15 protein-coding genes and 2 tRNA genes are annotated in these 23,143 nt (G+C 70.3%); 12 read left to right on the plus strand and 5 right to left on the minus strand.

Annotated features, from left to right (window positions below):
- Positions 1-237 precede the first annotated feature (237 nt).
- The 7 genes from HNR07_RS01255 (at position 238) to HNR07_RS01285 (ending at position 12,801) form a co-directional block, all read left to right on the plus strand.
- The gene (locus HNR07_RS01255) at positions 238-1,377 is read left to right on the plus strand and encodes an ElyC/SanA/YdcF family protein (protein WP_184360826.1); all 1,140 of its coding nucleotides are present in this window, start codon (positions 238-240) and stop codon (positions 1,375-1,377) included.
- 49 nt (positions 1,378-1,426) lie between these two features.
- On the plus strand, positions 1,427-2,710 hold the full coding sequence (locus HNR07_RS01260; RefSeq protein ID WP_221318671.1) for a deoxyguanosinetriphosphate triphosphohydrolase: 1,284 nt from the start codon (positions 1,427-1,429) through the stop codon (positions 2,708-2,710).
- Positions 2,711-2,852: 142 nt separating this feature from the next.
- The gene (locus tag HNR07_RS01265) at positions 2,853-3,938 is read left to right on the plus strand and encodes a LacI family DNA-binding transcriptional regulator (protein WP_246420019.1); all 1,086 of its coding nucleotides are present in this window, start codon (positions 2,853-2,855) and stop codon (positions 3,936-3,938) included.
- A 316-nt stretch (positions 3,939-4,254) separates the two neighbouring features.
- Positions 4,255-7,074, plus strand: a complete 2,820-nt coding sequence (gene dnaG, locus HNR07_RS35785; protein ID WP_184360830.1) for a DNA primase — start codon at positions 4,255-4,257, stop codon at positions 7,072-7,074.
- A 140-nt stretch (positions 7,075-7,214) separates the two neighbouring features.
- A complete protein-coding gene (gene rpoD, locus HNR07_RS01275; protein ID WP_376769893.1) occupies positions 7,215-8,264 on the plus strand; it encodes an RNA polymerase sigma factor RpoD in 1,050 nt (349 codons plus the stop codon).
- 181 nt (positions 8,265-8,445) lie between these two features.
- Entirely contained in the window at positions 8,446-9,771 is a 1,326-nt protein-coding gene (locus HNR07_RS01280) for a glycoside hydrolase family 18 protein (RefSeq protein ID WP_184360836.1), read from the plus strand.
- Positions 9,772-9,858: 87 nt separating this feature from the next.
- Complete coding sequence (locus tag HNR07_RS01285) at positions 9,859-12,801, plus strand: FAD-binding and (Fe-S)-binding domain-containing protein (protein WP_184360839.1); 2,943 nt, start codon at positions 9,859-9,861, stop codon at positions 12,799-12,801.
- A gap of 10 nt (positions 12,802-12,811) precedes the next feature.
- Here HNR07_RS01285 and HNR07_RS01290 read toward each other — a convergent pair whose 3' ends face one another.
- Both HNR07_RS01290 and HNR07_RS01295 read right to left on the minus strand, forming a co-directional pair.
- Positions 12,812-13,345, minus strand: coding sequence for a hypothetical protein (locus HNR07_RS01290; RefSeq protein ID WP_184360842.1), 534 nt, complete (start codon positions 13,343-13,345; stop codon positions 12,812-12,814).
- A 2-nt stretch (positions 13,346-13,347) separates the two neighbouring features.
- The gene (locus HNR07_RS01295) at positions 13,348-13,740 is read right to left on the minus strand and encodes a hypothetical protein (RefSeq protein WP_246420021.1); all 393 of its coding nucleotides are present in this window, start codon (positions 13,738-13,740) and stop codon (positions 13,348-13,350) included.
- Positions 13,741-13,919: 179 nt separating this feature from the next.
- Here HNR07_RS01295 and HNR07_RS01300 point away from each other — a divergent pair.
- From HNR07_RS01300 to HNR07_RS01310, 3 genes are all read left to right on the plus strand, one after another.
- Positions 13,920-13,992: transfer RNA gene (locus HNR07_RS01300), tRNA-Asn, on the plus strand.
- Positions 13,993-14,627: 635 nt separating this feature from the next.
- Entirely contained in the window at positions 14,628-15,875 is a 1,248-nt protein-coding gene (gene ltrA, locus HNR07_RS01305) for a group II intron reverse transcriptase/maturase (RefSeq protein ID WP_184360845.1), read from the plus strand.
- Between the two features lie 282 nt (positions 15,876-16,157).
- Positions 16,158-16,230: transfer RNA gene (locus tag HNR07_RS01310), tRNA-Asn, on the plus strand.
- Between the two features lie 253 nt (positions 16,231-16,483).
- Here HNR07_RS01310 and HNR07_RS01315 read toward each other — a convergent pair.
- Positions 16,484-17,371, minus strand: coding sequence for an SAM-dependent methyltransferase (locus HNR07_RS01315; RefSeq protein WP_184360848.1), 888 nt, complete (start codon positions 17,369-17,371; stop codon positions 16,484-16,486).
- Between the two features lie 644 nt (positions 17,372-18,015).
- Here HNR07_RS01315 and HNR07_RS01320 point away from each other — a divergent pair.
- Both HNR07_RS01320 and HNR07_RS01325 read left to right on the plus strand, forming a co-directional pair.
- Positions 18,016-18,717 carry a RibD family protein gene (locus HNR07_RS01320; RefSeq protein ID WP_184360851.1) on the plus strand — a complete coding sequence of 234 codons (702 nt, stop codon included), beginning with the start codon at positions 18,016-18,018 and terminating at the stop codon, positions 18,715-18,717.
- Positions 18,717-19,202 (plus strand): cytidine/deoxycytidylate deaminase family protein, encoded by a 486-nt coding sequence (locus HNR07_RS01325; protein WP_184360854.1) that lies wholly within the window; start codon positions 18,717-18,719, stop codon positions 19,200-19,202. The genes HNR07_RS01320 and HNR07_RS01325 overlap by 1 nt, the downstream gene beginning before the upstream one ends.
- Before the next feature lie 190 nt (positions 19,203-19,392).
- Here the strand turns inward: HNR07_RS01325 and HNR07_RS01330 are convergent, their stop codons facing one another.
- Together HNR07_RS01330 and HNR07_RS01335 are read right to left on the minus strand one after the other, a co-directional pair.
- Complete coding sequence (locus HNR07_RS01330) at positions 19,393-21,885, minus strand: DEAD/DEAH box helicase (RefSeq protein WP_184371217.1); 2,493 nt, start codon at positions 21,883-21,885, stop codon at positions 19,393-19,395.
- Positions 21,886-22,076: 191 nt separating this feature from the next.
- Positions 22,077-23,066, minus strand: a complete 990-nt coding sequence (locus tag HNR07_RS01335; RefSeq protein WP_184360857.1) for a malate dehydrogenase — start codon at positions 23,064-23,066, stop codon at positions 22,077-22,079.
- Positions 23,067-23,143: the final 77 nt, after the last annotated feature.

Below are 23,143 nucleotides of genomic sequence, written 5' to 3' on the forward strand. Positions count from 1 at the left end.
GCGGAGGTCGACCGGAAAGTCGGCTGTGACCTTTTCGTGATATGTTCTGGCCTTCGGTACGCTGCTCGTACACGATGTCTGAATCCGCCATCCCACCGGCGGGACCTCGGGCACGTTCGGCCACCTACCCCACGTCCACGCCCCTTCGCCAGCCGGGGATGCCCGCGAACCAGCAGTGGGCACCGGGCGTCCCAGTGGGCGTACCGCGTCCAGACCAAACCAAGCGGAGGTGAGCCGGTGCGAACGGCCAGCGACGGTCGCGGCGAAGAGCCGTGGGAGGACCCCACCACAACTCCGGTCTCCGCTGACAACGAGGCCACCCAGGTCTTCTCCCGTGACGGGTTCTCCGGCGCCGCCCCGGCCGCCGAGGCCACGCGGGAGTTCTCCAGGGCGCCCCAGGCCCCGGCCGATGGCAGCGCCACCCAGGTGTTCACCGGCGACGACGGCGCGGGGGACACCCGCGAGTTCAACCGCTCCGGGGCGGGCGACGAGAACAACGCGTTCACCCGCAGGTTCGTCCGGGAACGGCCGCTGCCACGCGCCCAGGGGGACCGCCCCCCGTACCGGGACGAGCAGGGTGACGCGGATCCGGTCGGCCGCGGTTCGGGCGGCCAGGGTTCGGACGAGCAGGGTGACGCGGCCCCGGCGGGTGACCAGCCGTGGGAGGAACCGCGGGCGGACGAACCCCGCCGGCAGAGCGGACGCCGCTCCGTCCCGCCCCGCGGGCCCCGGCCCCACCAGCCCAAGCGACGCAGGCGACGCCGCTTCCGTGTGCGCTGGATCATCGCCCTGATCCTGGTCGCCGCCCTGGCCATCCCGCCCGGCACCTGGGGTTGGGTCTGGTACACCGCACGCCAGGACGACCGCACCGCCTCCGACGCCATCATCGTGCTCGGCGCCAGCCAGTACAACGGCGTTCCCTCACCCGTCTTCGAGGCCCGCCTGCGCCAGGCCCAGGTCCTCTACCTGGACGGTGTGGCGCCCTACATCGTCACCGTCGGCGGGAAACAGCCCGACGACGCCTACACCGAGGCCGCCGCGGGCCGGAACTGGCTCGTGGAGGTGGGCATCCCCGCCGAACAGGTCATCGCGGTGGAGGAGGGCAGCGACACCCTCCAGAGCTTCCAGGCGGTGGAGGAGGTCTTCACCGCCAACGAGTGGGAGACCGCCATCCTCGTCTCCGATCCCTGGCACAGCCTGCGCTCCAAGGTCATGGCCGCCGACCACGGCATCGAGGCGGGCACCTCACCCTCACGCTCCGGCCCGGCCGTCATCGAACGCCGCACCCAGCTGTGGTACATCACCAGGGAAACCGCCTCCCTCTGGTACTACTGGATTTTCAACGACAGCAGCGACATCCGCGTCAACGCGGCCTGACCAGGGCCAATGGCGCGTTCTGTCACAGTCGGGAAGTAGGCTCGGGGCCATGACGACCACCCCCGGCGAACCTGTGCGCACCGAGAACACCGTGCGTTCCGAAAACACCGTGTCGGCCTACACCGCGCGGGACACCGAACGCCTGCACCAGGAGTCACGCAAGAGCCGCAGGCGCGGACCCTTCGAACGGGACCGCGCCCGCGTCCTGCACAGCTCCGCCCTGCGCCGGCTCTCCGCCAAGACCCAGGTCGTCCAACCCGGGGTGAGCGACTTCCCGCGCACCCGGCTCACCCACTCCCTGGAGTGCGCCCAGATCGGCCGCGAACTCGGTCAGGCCCTGGGCTGCGACCCCGACCTCGTCGAGGCCGCCTGCCTGTCCCACGACCTCGGCCACCCGCCCTTCGGCCACAACGGCGAACGCGCGCTGGACGAGGCCGCCGCGGCCTGCGGCGGGTTCGAGGGCAACGCCCAGAGCCTGCGCCTGCTCATCCGGCTGGAGGGCAAGGTCATCGACCCCGACGGCCGCAGCGCCGGGCTCAACCTCACCCGCGCCACCCTGGACGCCACCGTCAAGTACCCCTGGCGCCGCGGCGAGGGCGGCGACACCCACAAGTTCAACTGCTACCCCGACGACTCCGAGGCCTTCGCCTGGTTGCGCGAGGGCGCGCCCGCCGGGCGCACCTGCTTCGAGGCACAGGTCATGGACTGGGCCGACGACGTCGCCTACTCCGTGCACGACGTCGAGGACGCCCTGCACGCCGGACTGGTCAGCATGGCCGCCCTGCGCGACCCCGGCCAGCGCGCCGAGGTCTGCCGCATCGCCGCCGCCCGCTACTGCGACGCCGACGAGGCCGAACTCGACGAGGTGTTCACCGAACTGCTGGCCGAGCCCGTCTGGCCCAGCGAGTTCACCGGCGACCTCGCCTCCCTGGCCGCCCTCAAGAACCTCACCAGCGAACTCATCGGCCGCTTCTGCCGGGCCGCCGAACGCGCCACCCGCAAGGCCCACGGCCCCGGCCGCCTCACCCGCTACCGCGCCGACCTCGTCCTTCCCCGCCGCGCCCTCCTGGAGTGCGCCCTGCTCAAGGCGGTGGCCGCGCACTTCGTCATGTCCCGCGAAGAGGCCCGGATCTACCAGGCCGAGGAACGCCGTACCATCACCGAACTGGTCGGCGCCCTGCGGCTCGGCGCCCCCGGCGCCCTCGACCCCCAGTTCCGCGCCTCCTTCGAGAACGCGCCCAACGACGCCGCGGCCCTGCGTGTCATCGTCGACCAGGTCGCCTCCCTCACCGACACCTCGGCCACCGCGCTGCACGCCCAGCTCGTGCGCTGACCGACACAGCAGGACCCGGGACGCCCCGACCGGGAACATGCGGAAAGTTCCGAAACCGGCGGCGTCTACCGGTCTTGACGGGCCCCGTGCCGGCGCACACACTGCTCAGTGCGCACGGCCACCACGAACGAGGGACCAGGGCATGCCCGAACGGCGCGGACGCAGCCCCGTCATGCACGACGTCGCCCGGCTGGCCGGTGTCTCCCACCAGACCGTCTCCCGCGTCCTCAACGCCCATCGCGGGATCCGCCCCGAGACCGAGGCCCGTGTGCGCGCCGCCATCGCCGAACTCGGCTACCGGCGCAACACCTCGGCCCGCGCCCTGGTCACCCACAGCTCCCGGCTGGTCGGCGTCCTCACCACCGTTCCCGACCACCCCGACACCGCCCGCGCGCTGGTCGGGATCGAACGCGCCCTGCGCGCCGCCGGACGAACCCTCCTGTTCGCCGGGACCGCCCCCGAGGAGCTGGCCGCGTCCGCCGAACGCCTCTTCGGACACGCCTTGGAAGGCTGTGTGGCGCTGGTCCCCGGCCAGGAGGGCGAACTGGCCGCGGTCAAGGGCCCGCCGCCGACCGTGGTGGTCGACGCGCCCCCGGCGCACGCGGCCCTGACGGTGAGGGCCGACCAGCGGGGCGGTGCCTACGCCCTGACCCGCCACCTCCTCGACCTGGGACACCGCACCGTGCACCACGTGGCGGGAACCGCCCCGGGCCACGCGGCCCGAACCGAGGGATGGCGCCAGGCCCTCCGTGAGGCCGGAGCGCCCGAACCGGAAGCCGTAGCCGGGGCTGAGACCGGGACCGAGACCGAGAGCGGGACCGGTGCTGGTTCCGGGCCCGGGACCGGGCACACCGCCGGGCTGGTACTGGCGGCCCGCCGGGCCGCGGGGGAGGAGGTCACGGCAGTCCTGGCCGCTGACGACCACATCGCCCTCGGCCTCCTGCACGCCTTCACCGAGTCCGGCCTGCGCGTGCCCGGGCAGGTCAGCGTCGCCGGGTTCGGTGACCGCCCCGAGGCCGCCCACCTCTGCCCGGCCCTGACCACGGCCAGCGCGGACCCCGCCGAGGTCGGCGAGGCCGCGGTCCGCCTGCTCCTGGCCGAGCCGGAAGAACGGGAAGGCGCGGGGGCGAACCCGGAGCAGGACAGGGCAGTCACCGCCCTGCTCCTCCCGGTCCGCCTGCGCGTGCGCCGAAGCACCGGGCCGCCGCCCGCGCGCCGCCCGCGCTAACGGCTCACCGGTAGCCGCGGATCTCCCAGAAGATCCGTTCCGGCTCCGGCTGCCGGGCGTCGAAGACCGGCCCGCCCCGCACCGGGGCCGCAGGGCCCCGGTCACACCGAGCAACGGGGCCCGTCTTCGGTCTGGCTCGTGAGCAGGGGTACGCTCTCGCTCCGGAAGGGACCTCCTGCGGGAAGGAAACGACCCTCCACGGCGGTACCCGGGCCCCCTCAGCTGGCGCCCGGATGTCCGGCGGACAGCGCGACGGGAGAGCCCGGCCCGTGGACCCGTGGCCGGAAGGTCCCCGGAGCGAACTAGGCTGGAAACCGTGGCAGGCCGGATCAAAGACGAAGACATCGCCCTCGTACGCGAGCGCACCCCCATCGCTGACGTGATCGGTGAGTACCTCCAACTGCGCAACGCCGGCGGAGGCTCGCTCAAGGGGCTCTGCCCCTTCCACGACGAGAAGTCCCCCTCCTTCAACGTCACCCCCGCCAAGAACCTCTGGTACTGCTTGGCAGGCGAGACGCGGGTACTGACCCGGGACGGGGTCAGGCCCATCCGCGAACTGGCCGGGGGCAGACACACGATCCTCACGAAGAGCGCCACCTGGGTGGAGGCGCCCTTCTACTCCTTCGGCGTACAGCGGCTGATGCGGCTGACCCTGAGCCGGAACGGCCAGCGCAAGGAGATCCGCGCCACCCCCGAGCACCGGTGGTTCGTCCAGGAGGGCGAGGACCGCTCGAAGGTGCGCGAGGTCACCACCGAGGAGCTGCGCCCTGACCACCGCCTCGCCTACGTCTTCCCGCCCGAGAAGGCCACCAGGACCACGCCCTCACCGTTCGGGGTCGCGCACGGCATCACTTTCGGTGGCGGCACTCGCCTGGGGCGTGGCAGCACGGCGGAGTTGGACACCGAGAAGGACCCCGGGCTACTCAAGTGGTTCCCCCATAGTGAGACCAGCCAACGTGGCCGTCAGATCCTCATCCACCACCTGCCCGGCTTCTTCAAGGACCTGCCGCCCCTGGACGAGTCCCATTCCTACCTCTACGGATGGCTCGCCGGGTACCTCGCAGCGGACGGACACGTCTCCAAGGACGGGACGGTCGTGCTCAATTGCGCCGACCGCTCCGTACTGGAGCATGTCCGCATGGTCGCGACCCGGCTCGGGATCGGCACCTACGGGATCACCGAACAGGTACGTGAGGGCTTCCCCGGGCGCGAGCCCTCCTCGCTCTTGCGGGTGCACTTCGTCAACGAAGACCTGACCGAGGAGTTCTTCCTCCGCGAGGAGCACCGGATGCGCTTCAGCGGGGCCGATAAGAAGTTCGCCCGCCGGGGCTGGACCGTGCGCTCGGTCGAGGAGACCGACCGCTGTGAAGAGGTCTTCTGCGCCGTCGTGGACGAGGGGCACGCCTTCGTCCTCGAAGACAACATCCTCACCGGGAACTGCTTCGGCTGCGGAGAGGGCGGGGACGTCATCTCGTTCGTGCAGCAGATCGACAGCCTCAGTTTCACCGACGCGGTCGAGTCGCTGGCGCGGCAGACCGGGATCGTGCTGCGGTACGAGGAGGGCGGGCGCAGTACCTCCCGCAGGGACGAGGGCAAGCGGCAGAGGTTGCTGGACGCCCACAAGGCGGCCGCCCAGTTCTACTCCGAGCAGCTGCTGTCAGCCGAGGCGGTCATCGGGCGGCGGTTCCTGGCGGAGCGGGGGTTCAACCGGGTGCACGCCGAGCAGTTCGGGCTGGGCTTCGCGCCCGCCGGCTGGCAGAACCTCACGGATCACCTGCGTAGCAAGGGTTTCACCGACGCCGAGATCATCGAGGGAGGGCTGGCCAGTCAGGGGCGGCGCGGGGCCTACGACCGGTTCCGGAACCGGCTGCTGTGGCCGGTGCGCGAGGTCACCGGGGAGGTGGTCGGGTTCGGTGCGCGCAAGCTGGCCGCCGAGGAGGACGGGCCCAAGTACCTCAACTCCCCCGAGAGCCCCATCTTTCACAAGGGGCGCCTGCTGTACGGGCTGGACCTGGCCAAGCGGGAGATCTCCCGGCAGGGCAAGGCGGTCATCGTCGAGGGCTACACCGACGTCATGGCCTGCCACGAGGCCGGGGTGACCACGGCGGTCGCCACCTGCGGCACCTCGTTCGGCGAGGACCACCTCAAGATCCTGCGCAGGATGCTGCTGGGCCGCTCCAACCACGGCAGCAAGGTCGTGTTCACCTTCGACGGGGACAAGGCCGGGCAGAAGGCCGCCGTGCGCGCCTTCGCCGAGGAGCACGGGTTCACCTCCGAGACCTTCGTGGCGGTCCAGCCGGACGGCCTCGACCCCTGTGACCTGCGGCTCCAGCACGGCCCGCAGGCGGTGGCCGATCTCGTGGACGGGGCCAGCCCGCTGTACGAGTTCATGATTCGCAACATCGTCGAGGGCTACGACCTGTCCAGCGCCGAGGGGCGCATCGCCGCCCTGGACGCGGCGGCCCCCGTGGTGGCCAGTATCCGGGACGAGGGAGTCCGGCTCACCTACGGTAAGAACCTGGACCGCTGGCTCGGGCTCATGGACGAGTCCTTCGTGCTGCGCCGGGTGCGCCAGCACATGGGCCGGGGCAAGGGCTCGGGCCGGCCCGGACCGCAGGCGTCGCCGGTGCCCACCCCCGACGCCCAGAGCGCCCCCTACGACCTGCGTGACCCCTCGGTGCAGCGGGAGCGGCAGGCGCTCAAGGTCGCGGTCAAGCACCCGAACCTGGCCCGGGGCTTCGACACCCTCACCGACGAGGACTTCACCGTCCCCCAGCACAGGGCCGTCCTCCAGCTCATCCGGGAACAGGGCGGGATCGCGGGCGTGACCGACCCGGAAAGCTGGGCGCTCACCCTTCGCGACGCCGCGCCGAATGATGTTCAGCGCGATTTCGTCACACGCCTGGGTGTAGAGCCGATCGAGTTCTACGGAGAACTTGACGAGCATTTCGCCCAACAAATGCTGGACACAATCAGAACTCATTCCATCAACCGGCGCGAGTCAAACCTCAAATCCGAGCTGCACCGGATTGACCAGGCTGCTCAACCGGAGGAGTACAACCGGATCTTCGTCGAGCTGATGCGGCTTGGCCAGCAGAAACGAGCATTGCAGGAGTCCGACTCCGGGGGTATGTAGCACGGGGGTGACAATAATAGATCTCCCTATCGGGCTAGGGGTGCGGGCACAATGTAGTGATGGCTCCCACCGTTGTTAACAGTGAAATACCATCTATTCGTCAGGTGGTCCGACTACTACCCGACACTGGCCGGGGAACGATGAGTCGTGGGGAGGTCGCGTCGGCGTTGGAACGCCTGGACGCGCCCCCCGACTCCCTGGACCAGACCATCACCGACCTGGCCCGTGTCGGGGTCGAGGTGGCCGAACCCGAGGAGGCTGCCCCCGTCGTCGACCCGGGCCGCCGCACCGGCTCCGACCTGGTCCGCATGTACCTGCGCGAGATCGGCCGGGTCCCGCTCCTGACCGCGCGGGAGGAGGTGGACCTGGCCAAGGCCATCGAGGCGGGCCTGTGCGCGCAGCGCCGCGAACCCGAACCGGGGTACTGCACCGCCGAGGAGCTGGCTGACCTCGTGGAGGAGGGACGGCGCGCCAAACGGCGCCTGATCGAGTCCAACCTGCGCCTGGTCGTGTCCATAGCCAAGCGCTACATGGGACGCGGACTGCTCTTCCTGGACCTGATCCAGGAGGGCAACCTCGGGCTGATCCGCGCGGTGGAGAAGTTCGACTACTCCAAGGGCTTCAAGTTCTCCACGTACGCCACCTGGTGGATCCGCCAGGCCATCACCCGGGCCATCGCCGACCAGGCCCGCACCATCCGCATTCCGGTGCACATGGTCGAGACCATCAACAAGCTCGTCCGGGTCCAACACCAGCTCCACCAGCAGCTCGGCCGCGAACCCAGCGTCGCGGAGATCTCCTCCGCCGCGGGCTTCGGCGGGGACCGGGTCCTGGAGATCCAGCGCATCGCCCGCGAGCCCGTCTCCCTTCAGGCGCCGATCGGAGACGAGGAGTCCGACTTCGGTGACTTCATCGAGGACTCCGACGCGGTGATGCCGGTCGAGGCGGCCGCCTTCACCCTGCTCCAGGAACAGCTGCGGGTGCTCCTGGGGGACCTCTCCGAACGCGAGCGGCGCATCATCCGGCTGCGCTTCGGCCTGGCCGACGGCCACCCGCGCACCCTGGAGGAGGTGGGAAGGGAGTTCGGGGTCACGCGTGAGCGGATCCGGCAGATCGAGGCCAAGACCCTCGCCAAGCTCCGCCACCCCTCGCGGGCGGGCACCCTGAAGGACTTCCTGCGCAGCGGCTAGAGGCGCGCAGCGGTGGCTGAAGGCTCCGAACACCGGAGCTCAACCGCCCGGGCCTGGTGTGTGAGGGCCCCTACAACGTGTGGGGCGGCGCGCGGGTTCCCGCACGTCCCAGAACGGCCTGATCTGGCCGACATGGGACGAACATCGCGCCCCGGTGCCGCCGTACCCCTACCTTCGAGGTGTGAACGCCATTCCGACCCCGCCCACGTCCAGGACGCCCGTCGGACGGCGTCCGCTGCTGGTACTGGGCGCGGCCGTCGCCGCAGTAGCGCTACTCGTGGGAACCCTCGTGCTCATGAACCAACGCGAACCCGAGCGGATCGGGTACTTCGCCGACTGGAACGTGGCCAACCGCGGCTACACCGTCAACGAGCTGCGCAACAGCGGAGCCCCCGAGCACCTCACCAGACTCATGTGGGCTTTCGGCAACATCGACCGCGACGGTCTGTGCTTCATCCCCGAGGACAGCCACGACCAGCCCTGGGAGCTGTACCAGCGCCGCTACGGCGAGGACGAGAGCGTCAGCGGCGAGGCCGACGAGTACGAGCAGGAACTGGCGGGCGGCCTCAACCAGCTGCGCCAGCTCCGCGCCGAGTACCCGGACCTGGGCGCGAGCCTGTCCCTGGGCGGCTGGAACTGGTCGGTGAACTTCTCCACCGCGGCCCGCACCGAGGAGTCCCGGGAGGCCTTCGTGACCTCCTGCCTGGACCTGTGGCTGCGCGGCGACCTCCCGGTGCGCGGGGGCGAGCCCCAGGGCGGCCAGGGCGTGGCCGCCGGGGTGTTCGACGGCATCGACCTGGACTGGGAGTGGCCGGGCGGGCAGGGCAACCCCGACAACGTGGAACACCCCGACGACGCGCGCAACTTCACCCTGCTGGTCGCCGAGTTCCGCCGCCAGATGGACGAGCTGTCCCGCGAGACCGGGGACGACTACCTCCTGACCGTCTCCCTGCCCGGGGGTGCGGCGCACACCGAGGCCTTCGAGGCGGAGCTCTTCGAGTACGTGGACTTCGCCACCGTGCAGGGCTACGACTTCGCCGGGCCCTGGAACGAACGCACCACCCACCACTCCAACCTCTACGTCCCCGACTACAACGAGGACGCCAACAGCGTGGACGCCGCCATCCAGCGCTACCTGGACCTGGGCGCCGACCCCGATCAGATCGTGATGGGAATCCCGGCCTTCGGACGCGGCTGGCAGGGCGTACCCGCCCAGGACGGGGGTCGCTACCAGGAGGCCTCCGGCCCGGCCGACGACGACTACGACGGCCCCACCCGCCCCTTCGACCAGCTGGAGGAGATGGGCGGCCGCCGTTTCCTGGACGAGGACTCCGGCTCCTACTGGGTCTACGACGGCGACGAGTGGTGGACCTACGACAACCCGGACGTGATCGAGCTCAAGGGCCAGTACGTGCGGGACCACGACCTGGCCGGGATGATGGTCTGGAACCTGGACATGGACCCCGACGGCGACCTGGTCCGCACCATGCGCGAGTCCCTCGACTGACCGTCCGCACGGGCACATGACAGGAGCGGCCGCCGCGACCGCGCGCCGTGGTTGCCACGCCGCCACCGACCGCGACACGCTGTGGGCATGGCCGACCCGCAGAGCAGCACCGCACGCACGGGCCCTCCCACAGGCCCCACCGCACGCCCGGACCTTCCCGCACTCCGCCGTGACCTCGAAGCCGGCGTCCAGGGAACCGTCGCCCTGGACGCGGGCACCCTCGCCCTGTACACCTCCGACGCCTCCAACTACCGCCGCGTCCCGCTCGCGGTGGTCATCCCCGAGACCGTCGACGACTGCGTGGCCGCCGTCCGCGCCTGCGCCGCGCACCAGGTGCCGATCATCCCGCGCGGCGGCGGCACCTCCATCGCCGGGAACTCCATCGGCACCGGCGTGGTCATCGACACCTCGCGCCACCTGCGCGCCATCGTCGACGTCGACCCGCAGGCCCGCACCGCGACGGTCCAGCCCGGGGTCATCCTCGACGAGCTGCGCGCCGCCGCCGCCGAACACGGGCTCACCTTCGCCCCCGACCCCTCCACGCACAGCCGCTGCACCATCGGCGGGATGATCGGCAACAACGCCTGCGGCTCCCACTCGGTCGCCTGGGGCACCACCGCCGACAACGTCGTCTCCCTGGACCTGCTGCTCTCCGACGGCACCCGAGTCACCGTCGGCTCCGAGCACACCGCCGAGGAGTTCGCCGAACTGGCCGCCCGCCCCGGCCGCGAAGGGGAAATCCACGCGGCCCTGGGCCGCCTCGTGGAGACACACCGCTCCGATATGCGCACCGCCATGCCCCAGTTCCGGCGCCGCGTCTCCGGCTACGCCCTGGACCGGTTGCTCCCGGAGAAGGGCCGCGACGTCGCCGCCGCCCTGGTGGGTACCGAGGGCACCTGCGCCATGGTGCTGGGCGCCACCGTCCGCCTGGTGGAGTCGCCGCCCGCCCGCGCACTGGCGGTGCTGGGCTACGAGGACGCCCCGGCCGCCGCCGACGCCGTCCCCGGGCTCCTGGAGCACTCTCCGCTCACCGTCGAGGGCCTCAACGACCGCATCGTGGCCGCCCTGGACAGACACGGGTCCACATCCCGGGTCCCGCTGCCGCTGGGCCACGCCTGGCTGCTGGTGGAGATCGCCGGTCAGACCATGGACGAGGCGGCCGCCGCCGCGCAGACCATGATCGACTCCCTGGAGGAGTCCACTAGTCCCCGCGACGCCGCCGTGGTCACCGACCCCGCCCACCAGAAGGCCCTCTGGCGGATCCGCGAGGAGGGGGCCGGGCTCACCTCCCGCACCCCCACCAGCGCCGAGGCGTGGTCCGGATGGGAGGACGCAGCCGTACCGCCGGAGAACCTCGGCGCCTACCTTCGCGACTTCGAGGGCCTCATGGCCCGCCACGACCGCTACGGGGTCGTCTACGGCCACTTCGGCGACGGCTGCCTGCACGTGCGCATCGACTTCGAGCTCACCCACGAGGGCGGCCGCCGCGCGTACCGGGCCTTCATGGAGGAGGCCGCCGAGATCGTCGTGCGGCACGGGGGATCGCTCTCCGGCGAGCACGGCGACGGACAGGCCCGCTCCGAACTCCTCAGCCGTATGTATCCCGAGAGCCTCATCCGCGCCTTCGGCGAGTTCAAGCGCGTCTGGGACCCGGACAACCTGATGAACCCTGGCATCATCGTCGACCCGCTGCCGCTGGACTCCGACATCCGGGTCGCCACCGACCTGCGCCCCGAGCTCCCGCTGCTGTCCCAGACCACTTTGGCCTACAACGAGGACGACGGCGACTTCGCCAAGGCCCTGCGCCGGTGTTCGGGGGTGGGGAAGTGCCGCCGCCAGAGCGGCCCGGGCGTGATGTGCCCCAGCTATCAGGTGACCCAGGAGGAGAAGCACTCCACCCGAGGCCGCGCCCACCTGCTGTTCGAGATGGCCAACGGCGAGGTCATCACCGACGGCTGGCGTTCGGAGGAGGTCCGCGAGTCCCTGGACCTGTGCCTGTCGTGCAAGGGCTGCCTGAGCGACTGCCCGGTCAACGTGGACATGGCCTCCTACAAGGCCGAGTTCCTGCACCAGCACTACAAGGGCCGGGTGCGCCCGGCCGCGCACTACTCGATGGGGTGGCTGCCGGTGTTGGCCCGCCTGGCCGCCCTGGCCCCGGTGGAGGCCAACCGGTTGGTGCGCCTGCCCGGGGTGTCCGCACTGGCCAAACGGATGGCCGGAGTGGCCGCCCAGCGCGACCTGCCCGCCTTCGCCCGCACCACGTTCACCCGCGCCTTCCGCCGCCGCCTGAACCGGGGCGAGGGCCGTCAGGGCGGGCCCAAGGTGGTGCTGTGGCCGGACACCTTCGGCAACCTGCTCAACCCGAACGTCCTCGTCTCGGCCGTGCGCGTGCTGGAGGACGCCGGTTTCTCCGTGGTACTGCCCAAGGGGCAGGTCTGCTGCGGGCTCACCTGGGTCTCCACCGGCCAGCTGGACGTGGCCCGCGCGGTGATGCGCCGCGCGGTCGCGTCCCTGGCGCCACTGGTCTCCCAGGGGCTGCCGGTAGTGGGCCTGGAGCCGAGCTGCACGGCGGCGCTCAAGCACGACCTCGTGGAGCTGCTGCCGGGAGAGGAGAGCAAACGGGTGGCGGCCGCGGTGCACACCTTCGCGGGCTTCCTCAACGAGTACGCCCCGGACTGGCAGCCGCCGCGCGTGGCCGCCTCCGCGCTGGCCCAGGTGCACTGCCACCAGCACGCCGTGACCGGCTTCGACGCCGACCGGGACCTGATCGCCAGGGCCGGGATCGACGGCGAGGTACTGGACTCGGGCTGCTGTGGGCTGGCGGGCGACTTCGGCTTCACCGAGGGGCACTACGAGGTGTCCTCGGCGATCGGTGAGCGCGAACTCCTGCCCCGGGTGCGCGCCGCCGGACCCGACACCCTGGTCCTGGCCGACGGCTACAGCTGCCGCACCCAGATCGAACAGGGCGCGGGCCGCAAGGCCCTGCACCTGGCCGAGGTCCTCGCCCTGGGCCTGGACAAACGGAAGTAGGGGAGCGCGCTCACACGCCCATCTGTTCGTGGAGCAGGGCCAGGGCCCGCGAGACGGCCTCGGAGAGGGCGGGGTCCTCCGGGTCCAGGTCCTCGCCCAGGTGCACCCGCCAGTCGATCTCACTGCCCAGCGGGGCGCGCCGGGCCACCAGTCGGAAGCCGGTGGTGGACTCGGTGGAGGGGAAGGGGACGAAACGGTTCACCAGGATGGTGGAGGTGACCCGTTCGGAGACGGTCTCGGCCATGCGCCGGTAGTCCACCGGGTCACCGGTGAGCTCGGTGCGCAGACGCACGGTGTGCTCGCCCACGCCCTCCTCCACGAAGGTGAGCGCGTCGGGGCTCCACCGGGCGCGGTCGATGTCCTGCCAGAGCACGGCGCGACCCTCCGGCAGGTACAGGGCGCGGGTGGTCGCGACCAGGACGGCCCCGCCAGGGGCCGGTGCGTCCCCGGCGGGGGCGGCGACGGGTGCCTGTGCGAGCACCCGTTCACCGCGCTCCAGCCGGGAACGCACCTGTTCGGGGAGGTGGGGTCCGAACAGGGCCATCGTCAGAAGTCCCGGTCCTCGGACCGGCTGCTGTCATGGGCCCCTCCGCCGGGCCGGTCGTCATCGGAACGAGTACCGTTGGAGCGGTCGTTCCCGGCGTAGGCCGCGTCGGCCGAATCGGTCTCCCACTCCATGAGGTGGATCTCCTCGGCGGTGGGGCGCGCGAGGAAGTCCCGCACCGAGGTGACGGGCATCTTCTCCACGGCCTTGTCGTAGACGGCCCGTCCGGCCTTGCTGGTCTGGGCGCCGACGACCCCGGCCACCTCCTGGACCAGCGGGCTGTCGGCCACCTGGCGGGCGGTGCGGGCGAGCTGCTCGTAGCGGGCCCTGCCCGCCTTGGCACCCAGCACGTATCCGATGGCGAGTCCGGCGACGAACGTGATCCGGTAGCGCATGGCTCCCTCTTTACGGACTTGGTGACGGTCGGAGTGCTCCGTGCCCGACGTTACCCTCCCGTGGTTCGGGCCACACGAGCCGACACCGGCCACGAGCACACTCGAACGGTCACGAGCACTCTCCAAGCGCGCTAGTCTATTCATGTCGCCGAGGCCGCAGGGCTTCGGCGCGGTGCCGATCCCGCGTAGCTCAATCGGCAGAGCAGCCGGCTGTTAACCGGCAGGTTACTGGTTCGAGTCCAGTCGCGGGAGCAGTGGAGGAAGGCCCGCCGGAGAGATCCGGTGGGCCTTCCTCGTGGTGTGCCCAGCATGGGCAGTTGCTTGGAGGTGGAAGTCCTCTAGAGGAAGCGGCAGTGCTAACTCTGAGCCGGAGGCAACGGCGTCACCGCGAGGTGGGGTCGGGAGGAAGCCCGAGGCGAAACCCTGCACTGAGGAACACGAACCGCATACAAGGCAGTCCGGTCGGGGTGAGCCAGCCATGGATGGCGAAGCCCGTCACTGCCAAGACGGCCGGGGTGTAGATGCGGCAGGCGTAGGGGGAAAGTAGCTGTTCTTACCTGGGGAGGTCTGTCCGGGTGTCGGTTGTGCTGAGTATGTCGCCGCGCCGACGGCCGCGACCGCAAGGGAGCGGCTGACCGGGCAGAAGTCAGCAGAGGTCGTAGTACCAGCCGGGATCGCTCGTGGGCTGGGAAGGGCCGAACGTCAAATGGGACAGAGGAACCGGTGCCGCTCGTGCTGGTCACACAGATCGCAGCCACCCCGCCGAAGGCGGGCCTGCGGTGGGAGGGGACGGTGCATTTCCGTTGAGTACCGCCGTAGAGCGTAGTGACCTGTCGGCGCGGCCTGGAGACGATGTCCACCACGGCCAGGGGGATCTGTGGCAGCGAATGCTGTCCAGCGCGAACCTGGCCGCGGCGCTCGAACGGGTCGAGACCAACCGGGGTGCCCCGGGTGTGGATGGAGTCACTACCGCTGATCTGCGGGGATGGCTGCGCGAGCACTGGGAGGGCGTTCGGGAAGAACTCGACGCGGGGAGATACCGGCCCTCGCCGGTCCGCCGGGTGATGATCCCCAAGCCCGGGGGCGGCGAGCGGATGCTGGGTGTTCCCACGGTGCTGGACCGTTTGATCCAGCAGGCCATCGCGCAGGTCCTCACCCCGATCTTCGACCCGGAGTTCTCCGGGTCTTCGTTCGGGTTCCGTCCCGGCCGGTCCGCCCATCAGGCGGTGCGGGTCGCGCGGCGGGCTATTGAGGACGGCCACCGATGGGTCGTGGACATCGACCTGGACCGGTTCTTCGACCGGGTCCAGCACGATGTGTTGATGGCCCGGGTGGCGCGCAGGGTTGACGACCGCAGGGTGCTGCGACTGATCCGGTCCTTTCTGGAAGCCGGGATCATGGCGGACGGGGTCAAGATGCCGAGCGCGCAGGGGACCCCGCAGGGGTCTCCGCTTTCGCCGGTCCTGTCCAACATCATGCTCGACGACCTGGATCGGGAGCTGTGGCGTCGCGGTCACCGGTTCGTGCGCTACGCCGATGACATCCGTGTCTTCACGCGTAGCAGGCGGGCCGCTCACAGGGTGCTCGACTCGATCACGGTCGTGGTCGAGCAGCGGTTGAAGCTGAAGGTGAACCGGGAGAAGTCGAAGGTGGTTCCGGCATCCGTCGCGACGTTGCTGGGGTTCGGTTTCTACTTCACCCGGGCCGGGGTGCGTATCCGGGTCGATCCCAAGGCGCTCAGGCGCTGGAAGGTGCGGATCCGGGAGCTGACCTCGCGCCGGTGGTCGGTTGCGATGGAGTATCGCATCGGCCGGTTGAACCGGTTCATCGTCGGGTGGATGGGTTACTTCCGGCTCGCGGACACCCCCAGGGTGTTCCAGGGGTTGGATGAATGGCTCCGCCGCAGGATGCGGCAGGTCCGTTGGAAGGAATGGAAGCGGGCCAGGACCCGCCGCCGGATGTTGCGCTCGCTCGGTATCTCGGATCGTGTGGCCCGGGACTGGGCGATCAGCAGCAAGGGGTACTGGCGGATCGGTGGCTCGGTCGTCCTTCAGCAGGCGCTGCCCAACTCCTACTGGGAGGGCTTTGGTCTGCGGATGCTCAAGCCGACCTGGCAGCGGTTGAGATCAGTTTGACGAACCGCCGGATGCGGGCCCGCATGTCCGGTGGTGTGGGGGGAGGGCCGGGCGACCCGGCCCTCCTACCCGATTCGGGAGCCCTCAGCCCGCGGACGGCCTGTAGGGGACGGTCCGCGGAGCGACGGGCGGGCTGACGGGTGGCGTGCACGTGAGTGTCCGGTGGGATGAGCCGGTGGTGTGAGCTGGGCTGCACAGGCTGAAAAGGCGTCGCGAGCACCCTCGTGGAGGCGCTAGGATTGTTCATGTCGCCGAGGCCGCAGGGCTTCGGGGCGGTGTCGATCCCGCGTAGCTCAATCGGCAGAGCAGCCGGCTGTTAACCGGCAGGTTACTGGTTCGAGTCCAGTCGCGGGAGCAGTATCGGGGCCCTACTTCTCCAAGTGGGGCCCTTTGCCGTTTCCAGGCGTGACGGGCCGGAGTTCGGATCCCAGCCCGGCGCAAGCGAGGCACCCAGCCTGGCGCAGACCAAGGTGGTGGTTCTGACCACCTTCGAGATCGATGACTACGTTCACCAGGCGTTGCGGCCCGGGCGGGTTCGGCTTCAGGGGGCGACCCTCGCCCGCTGCCGGGCCCGGGGGCTCCAACGCGGGTGCGAGGGTGGGGCGAGCTCAGATGCGTCCCATGCCGCCGATGATGAGTTGCTGGTTGCGCTGCGGCATCGCGTAGCTCCCGGGGACGGGGGGATCCACCTGCAGGGGGTGCCACTTCTGGGTCTGGAGCAGGCCCGGGGCCACCGTCTCCCAGCCGTCGAAGAGCGAGCAGATCTCCTTCTCGCTCCGCCAGTAGCCGTGCCCGAGGTGTTCGGTGAACAGGCGTTGGAGCTGCTCTGCCCGGAGGGCGCTCTTGGGGCTGCGCGCGGGGTCGGGGCGGCAGTAGTGGCTCAGGGCCATGTGGCTGCCCGGGGCCAGGGAGTCGCGCAGTTCCGCGATACCGCGGGCGGCCGCCTCGAAGTCGCTCAGGTGTGAGACGGCGCCGGTGAGCAGGAGCCCGATCGGCTCGTCCAGGTCGAGCAGCTGGCTGCTCTCCGGGTCGTGCAGGAGGCTGTGGGTGTCTCCCAACCCGCCCCGCACGGCGGTGGTGGTGCGTCCGTCGCGGATCAGCGCGAGGTGGTTGGTGAGGACCACGGGGTCGTCGCTGGCGTAGACGACCCGGGCGTCGGGGACGCTCTCGTGGGCGATCTCGTGTGGATCCCCGGGGGCGGGCATTCCGGACCCCACCTGGAGGAACTGGCGGATGCCCACTTCCGCGGCCAGATGGCGTACCGCCCGCTGGAGGAAGGCGCGTTCCCCCAGGACGATGTCGACGAAACCGGGCACGGCGCGCTCGGCTTTGACGGCCAGGTCACGGTCGACCGCGAAGTGGTCCTTCCCCTCGAGGTGGAAGGAGCGCAGTCGGGTGATGCTGGCGCTGACCAGGTTGACGGGCGGCGGAGGTTTGGCCCTGACGTGTTTGTCCCCCGCCTGCCTCAGGAAATCGGGGGAGGTGAAACGAGACATCGCCGTCCTCTTGTCTGAGGTGGGGAAGTGCGGTCGACTCCCAGGTTTCTGGGAAGGTCCCGTGCGGGACCGCGTCAAGGGATTCTATTCCGCGTTGGCGCGGTTGTTAACCGACTCCAGGATACAGGTGGTAAAAAACGTCGCCTGAGGTTGCCCTTGAAGGCACGCGCGCTACGTGTTAGGGCAGCCTTGAGTGAACACGCACTTATACACCCAATGTCCATTATGCGAGGAATGGGGGCGGGGTCATCGGCCCCACCCAGGCACCGGTGAACCACCCGAGCCACCTCGGGGGCTGGAAACCTCCTCGCCCTTCGGTATTCACCGGGGATCCCGAAGAGCGGCTCCACCGGGCGGCTCCGGCCGGGGAGGTGCTCCTGTGCCCCCGCGAACCCCTCCGAAGGGCCCGGGGCCTGGCCCCGAACGGTCGCGGTATCCGAAACGGCCGCGGCGGCCGATGGCGAAATCGGCGCGTATTCTCCCTAACGCAACCGCTGCCAGCGACAATCCCCGCCGAGCGCGGTTAAGCCATTCACGCGCTTCTCCAGTGTTAGGCCCCGGAAAGGGAAGAGCAAGGGGAAGAGAACAAGCGCCCGCGCGCGACCTCGGAGCTCACCCGCGCGAACGCCGTTAACCTGGGGGGCATGGACCGTCCCTACACCATCTTGAGCTGCGCGATGTCGATCGACGGACGTATCGACGACACCAGCCCCGAACGCCTGCGCCTGTCCAACGAGGCCGACTTCGCCGAGATCGACGAACTGCGCGCCGGATGCGACGCGATCCTGGTCGGCGCGGGCACCCTGAGGGTCGACAACCCCCGCCTCCTCGTGCGCTCACCGCTCCTGCGCGAACACCGCCGCGAACAGGGTCGTACCGAGAACCTGCTCAAGGCCGTGCTCACTCGGGGCGGCGACGTGGACCCCGGCGCGCGCTTCTTCTCCACCGGTGACGCGGGCGCGGTCGTCTACACCGGCGGGCCCGGCGTGGCCACCGCCACCGAGCGCCTGGCCGGACGCCCCGACACCGACCCGCCCGCCGAGGTCGTGGACGCGGGAGACCCGCCCACCGCCGAGGCGATCCTGAACGACCTGGCCGGCCGGGGCGTCACCCGGTTGCTGGTCGAGGGCGGCGGACACATCCACACCCTGTTCCTCACCTCTGGCCTGGCCGACGAGCTCCGGCTGGCCGTCGCCCCGTTCCTGGTGGGTGAGCAGGACGCTCCGCGCTTCGTCCTGCCGGGCGCCTACCCCTACTCCCCGCAGACGCCCATGCGCCTGGTGGAGGCCCGCGCCCTGGGCGGGATCGCGGTGCTGCGGTACGCGCTGAACCCGGGGGAGCGGTGATGGACCCGACCGGGAGAACCGGTGGTCCCCGGCCGGCGGAGGGGGCGCCCGACGGCTTCTGGCTGACGGCGGCGATCCAGCTGTCCCGCTCCTGCCCGCCCTCGAGCACCGCCTTCTCCGTCGGTGCCGTCGTGGTGTCCGCGCAGGGACAGCTCCTCGCCGAGGGCTACTCGCGACGCGACGACCCGCACGACCACGCCGAGGAGGTGGCGTTCCGTGGGATCGACCCCGAGGATCCGCGCCTGAGGGAGGCGACCGTCTACACCTCCCTGGAGCCGTGCAGCTCACGGGCCTCACGCCCGCGCTCGTGCACCGAGCTGATCCTCTCCACGCCCGTCCCGCGGGTGGTCCTGGCCTGGCGTGAACCGGCCCTGTTCGTGGACTGCGACGGCGCCGAACGCCTGACCGCCGCCGGGCGCACAGTGGTCGAACGCCCCGACCTCGCCGAGGGAGTCCGCGAGGTCAACGCCCACCTGCTGAACTGACCGGGGGACACTTCGCCCCACCGGGTCATCCAACAGGAGGGCGGATCCGCGCCGGCGCGATCGCCCCCGGTGTCTCCTCGCACTGGGGGAGCCTTCTGCCCCGCCCGCCTCAGCGCGCCCGGAATCCTTGGAAAACGCGGGCGGGGCCCTCCCCTCCCCGGGAGGGCCCCGCCCCGAACCTCCGGCTCGCCTAGAGCCGGTTCACGTCCGTCACGTGCACCACGGCGCGCCCCTCGGCGTTCGACGTGGCCAGGTCGACCTCAGCGCTGATGCCCCAGTCGTGGTCGCCGGCCGGGTCGGCGAGGATCTGGCGGACCCGCCACATGTCGTCCTCCTCCTCGATGAGGAGCATCTTCGGACCGCGCGCGTCCGGACCGGTACCGATCTGGTCGTGCTCGGCGTAGTACGCCTCCACGGCCTCGGCCCACTCCTCGCCGCTCCACTCGTCGTCCTCGGAGAGCTTGCCCAGGTCGCCGTAGCGCCGCCGGGAGGCCAGCTCCACGCGGCGGAACATCTCGTTGCGGACCAGCACCCGGAAGGCACGCGCGTTCGAGGTGACCGGCCGGACCTTCTCCTCGGCCTCGGCGCCCTCGCCCTCGGCCTCCTCCTCCGGGTTGGTGAGCTGCTCCCACTCGTCCAGGAGGCTGGAGTCCACCTGGCGCACCAGCTCGCCCAGCCACTCGATGAGGTCGCGCAGCTCCTCGGTCTTGGCGTCGTCCGGCACCGTCTGGTTGAGCGCCTTGTAGGCGCTGGCCAGGTAGCGCAGCACCAGTCCCTCAGAGCGGGCCAGCTCGTAGTAGCCCACGTACTCCACGAAGTTCATCGCGCGCTCGTACATGTCACGGGCGATGGTCTTGGGCCGCAGCGGGTGGTCGCCCACCCACGGGTGGCCGGTCCGGTAGACCTCGTAGGCGTGGTTGAGGAGCTCCTCCAGCGGCTTGGGGTAGTCGACCTCCTCCAGCAGCTCCATGCGCTCCTCGTACTCGATGCCCTCCATCTTCATTTCCTGGACGGCTTCGCCGCGCGCCTTGTTGAGCTGGGCGCCGAGGATCTGCCGCGGGTCGTCCAGGGTGGACTCCACCACGGTGAGCACGTCCAGCGGGTAGGTCGGCGACTCCGCGTCCAGCAGGTCCAGGGCGGCCAGCGCGAACGTGGACAGCGGCTGGTTGAGCGCGAAGTCGGCCTGCAGGTCCACCGTGAGCCGCGCGGTGCGACCCTGCTCGTCCGGTTCGGGCAGGGTCTCCACGATCCCGCCGTCCAGCAGCGACCGGTAGATGGAGACCGCGTCGTGGATGTGGCGGCGCTGTGCCTTGCGGTCGTCGTGGTTCTCGGTGAGCAGGTACCTCATGGCGGTGAAGCAGTTGCCCGGCCGCCCGATCACGCTCAGCAGCATCGCGTTGCTCACCCGGAACCGCGAGTTCAGCGGCTCGGGCTCGGACTCGATGAGCTTGCGGAAGGTCGCCTCGTCCCAGGACACGAACCCGTCGGGGGCCTTCTTGCGCACCACCTTGCGCCGCTTCTTGCTGTCGTCGCCCGCCTTGGCCAGCGCCTTCTCGTTCTCGATCACGTGCTCGGGGGCCTGGGCGACCACGTTGCCCACGGTGTCGAACCCGGCCCGCCCGGCCCGCCCGGCGATCTGGTGGAACTCCCGGGCCCGGAGCCTGCGCACCCGCACCCCGTCGTACTTGCTCAGCGCGGTGAACAGCACGGTGCGGATGGGCACGTTCACGCCCACCCCCAGGGTGTCGGTGCCACAGATGACCTTGAGCAGCCCGGACTGGGCCAGCCGCTCGACCAGGCGCCGGTACTTGGGCAGCATCCCGGCGTGGTGCACGCCGATGCCGTGCCGCACGTACCGGGACAGGTTGCGACCGAACTTGGTGGTGAAGCGGAAGTTGCCGATCTCCTCGGCGATCCTCGCCTTCTCCTCCTTGGTGCACATGTTGATGCTGGTCAACGACTGTGCGCGTTCCACGGCCTGCGCCTGGGTGAAGTGCACGATGTACACGGGCGCGTGACCGTCGCCGAGGAGTTCCTCGAGGGTCTCGTGCAGGGGGGTGACGCGGTAGTCGTAGTAGAGGGGGACCGGGCGCTCGGCGGAGGCGACCACGGCGGTCGACCGTCCGGTGCGCTTCTCCAGGTCCTCCTCGAACCGACTGACGTCGCCCAGGGTGGCCGACATCAGCAGGAACTGCGCCTGGGGCATCTCCAGCAGGGGCACCTGCCACGCCCACCCGCGGTCGGGTTCGGCGTAGAAGTGGAACTCGTCCATGACGACGGTGTTGATGTCGGCGTCCTTGCCCTCGGCCAGGGCGATCTGGGCGAGGACCTCCGCCGTGCAGCACACGATGGGAGCGTCGGCGTTGACGCTGGCGTCACCGGTCATCATGCCGACGTTCTCGGTGCCGAAGATCTTGCACAGGTCGAAGAACTTCTCCGACACCAGCGCCTTGATCGGCGCGGTGTAGAACGCGCACTCGTCCCGGGCCAGGGCGGCGAACAACGCGCCGGTGGCGACCAGGCTCTTGCCGGAGCCGGTGGGGGTGTTGAGGATGACGTTCGACCCGGAGACGACCTCGATGAGGGCCTCCTCCTGGTGCGGGTAGAGGGTGATGCCCCGCTCCTCGGCCCACAAAGCGAACGCCTCGAAGAGGGAATCGGGTTCTGGTTCGGCCGGAAGCACATCGATGAGACTCACGGTCTCTATACTGCCCGCTTTCCGCACCCCTTCGGGACACGGCGGCGGTCCGTCCGCTCACCAGGGCCTTGTGCGGTCGCCGACTCCGACGCACGCGAAGGGCACGCCCCGTGAGGAGGGCGTGCCCGTGACAGCCACGCGCTGCGGACCTACCAGCGGATCCGCTGACGGAACTACTAGACGAGGCCGAGCTTCTTGACGGTGTCGCGCTCCTCGACGAGCTCCTGCACCGAAGCGTCGATACGGCCGCGGGAGAACTCGTCGATCTCCAGGCCCTGCACGATCTCCCACTTGCCGCCCTTGGAGGTGACGGGGAAGGAGGAGATGAGGCCCTCGGGCACGCCGTAGGAACCGTCGGACGGGATGGCCGCGGAGGTCCAGTCGCCCTCGGGGGTGCCGTTCACCCAGTCGTAGACGTGGTCGATGGCGGCGTTCGCGGCCGAGGCGGCCGAGGACGCGCCACGCGCGTCGATGATCGCGGCGCCGCGCTTGGCGACGGTCGGGATGAAGTCGTTCTCCAGCCAGGCCTGGTCGCCGACGGCCTTGGCGGCGTTGGCGCCGTTGACCTCGGCGTTGAACAGGTCCGGGTACTGGGTGGCGGAGTGGTTGCCCCAGATCGTGAGCTTCTTGATGTCGTTGATCGACACGTCGAGCTTCTTGGCGAGCTGGGTCAGCGCGCGGTTGTGGTCCAGACGCGTCATCGCGGTGAAGCGCTCGGCCGGGACGTCCGGGGCGTGGCTCTGCGCGATGAGGGCGTTGGTGTTGGCCGGGTTGCCGACCACCAGGACGCGGATGTCGTCGGCGGCGCCGGCGTTGATCGCCTCACCCTGGGGCTTGAAGATGCCGCCGTTGGCCTGGAGCAGGTCACCGCGCTCCATGCCCGGGCCGCGCGGACGGGCGCCGACCAGCAGGCCGACGTTGGCACCCTCGAACGCCTTGTTGGCGTCGTCGAAGATGTCGATGCCCTGGAGCAGCGGGAAGGCGCAGTCGTCAAGCTCCATCGCCGTGCCCTCGGCGGCCTTGACGGCCTGCGGGATCTCCAGCAGGCGCAGCTTCACCGGGGTGTCGGCGCCGAGCAGCTGACCGGAGGCGATCCGGAACAGGAGGGCGTAGCCGATCTGGCCGGCGGCGCCGGTAACGGTGACGTTGACGGGTGCTTTGGACATGCGTGAACTCTCCTGACGACGATGTGCGACCCGCGATGTTACCAACGGGTTCGAGGCGGCTCCGGTGCCGGGCCCAG

It is taken from the genome of Nocardiopsis metallicus, from assembly GCF_014201115.1.
GTDB lineage: Bacteria > Actinomycetota > Actinomycetes > Streptosporangiales > Streptosporangiaceae > Nocardiopsis > Nocardiopsis metallicus.

Bases quoted from the DNA above. Each gene is read 5' to 3' on its own strand.
- HNR07_RS01295 (WP_246420021.1), bottom strand. From the start codon at position 13,740: ATGCGCTACCGGATCACGTTCGTCGCCGGACTCGCCATCGGATACGTG.
- HNR07_RS01325 (WP_184360854.1), top strand. From the start codon at position 18,717: ATGGACCCGACCGGGAGAACCGGTGGTCCCCGGCCGGCGGAGGGGGCG.
- HNR07_RS01260 (WP_221318671.1), top strand. From the start codon at position 1,427: ATGACGACCACCCCCGGCGAACCTGTGCGCACCGAGAACACCGTGCGT.
- HNR07_RS01265 (WP_246420019.1), top strand. From the start codon at position 2,853: ATGCCCGAACGGCGCGGACGCAGCCCCGTCATGCACGACGTCGCCCGG.
- rpoD (WP_376769893.1), top strand. From the start codon at position 7,215: ATGAGTCGTGGGGAGGTCGCGTCGGCGTTGGAACGCCTGGACGCGCCC.
- ltrA (WP_184360845.1), top strand. From the start codon at position 14,628: ATGCTGTCCAGCGCGAACCTGGCCGCGGCGCTCGAACGGGTCGAGACC.
- HNR07_RS01285 (WP_184360839.1), top strand. From the start codon at position 9,859: ATGGCCGACCCGCAGAGCAGCACCGCACGCACGGGCCCTCCCACAGGC.
- HNR07_RS01320 (WP_184360851.1), top strand. From the start codon at position 18,016: ATGGACCGTCCCTACACCATCTTGAGCTGCGCGATGTCGATCGACGGA.
- HNR07_RS01335 (WP_184360857.1), bottom strand. From the start codon at position 23,066: ATGTCCAAAGCACCCGTCAACGTCACCGTTACCGGCGCCGCCGGCCAG.
- HNR07_RS01290 (WP_184360842.1), bottom strand. From the start codon at position 13,345: ATGGCCCTGTTCGGACCCCACCTCCCCGAACAGGTGCGTTCCCGGCTG.
- HNR07_RS01315 (WP_184360848.1), bottom strand. From the start codon at position 17,371: ATGTCTCGTTTCACCTCCCCCGATTTCCTGAGGCAGGCGGGGGACAAA.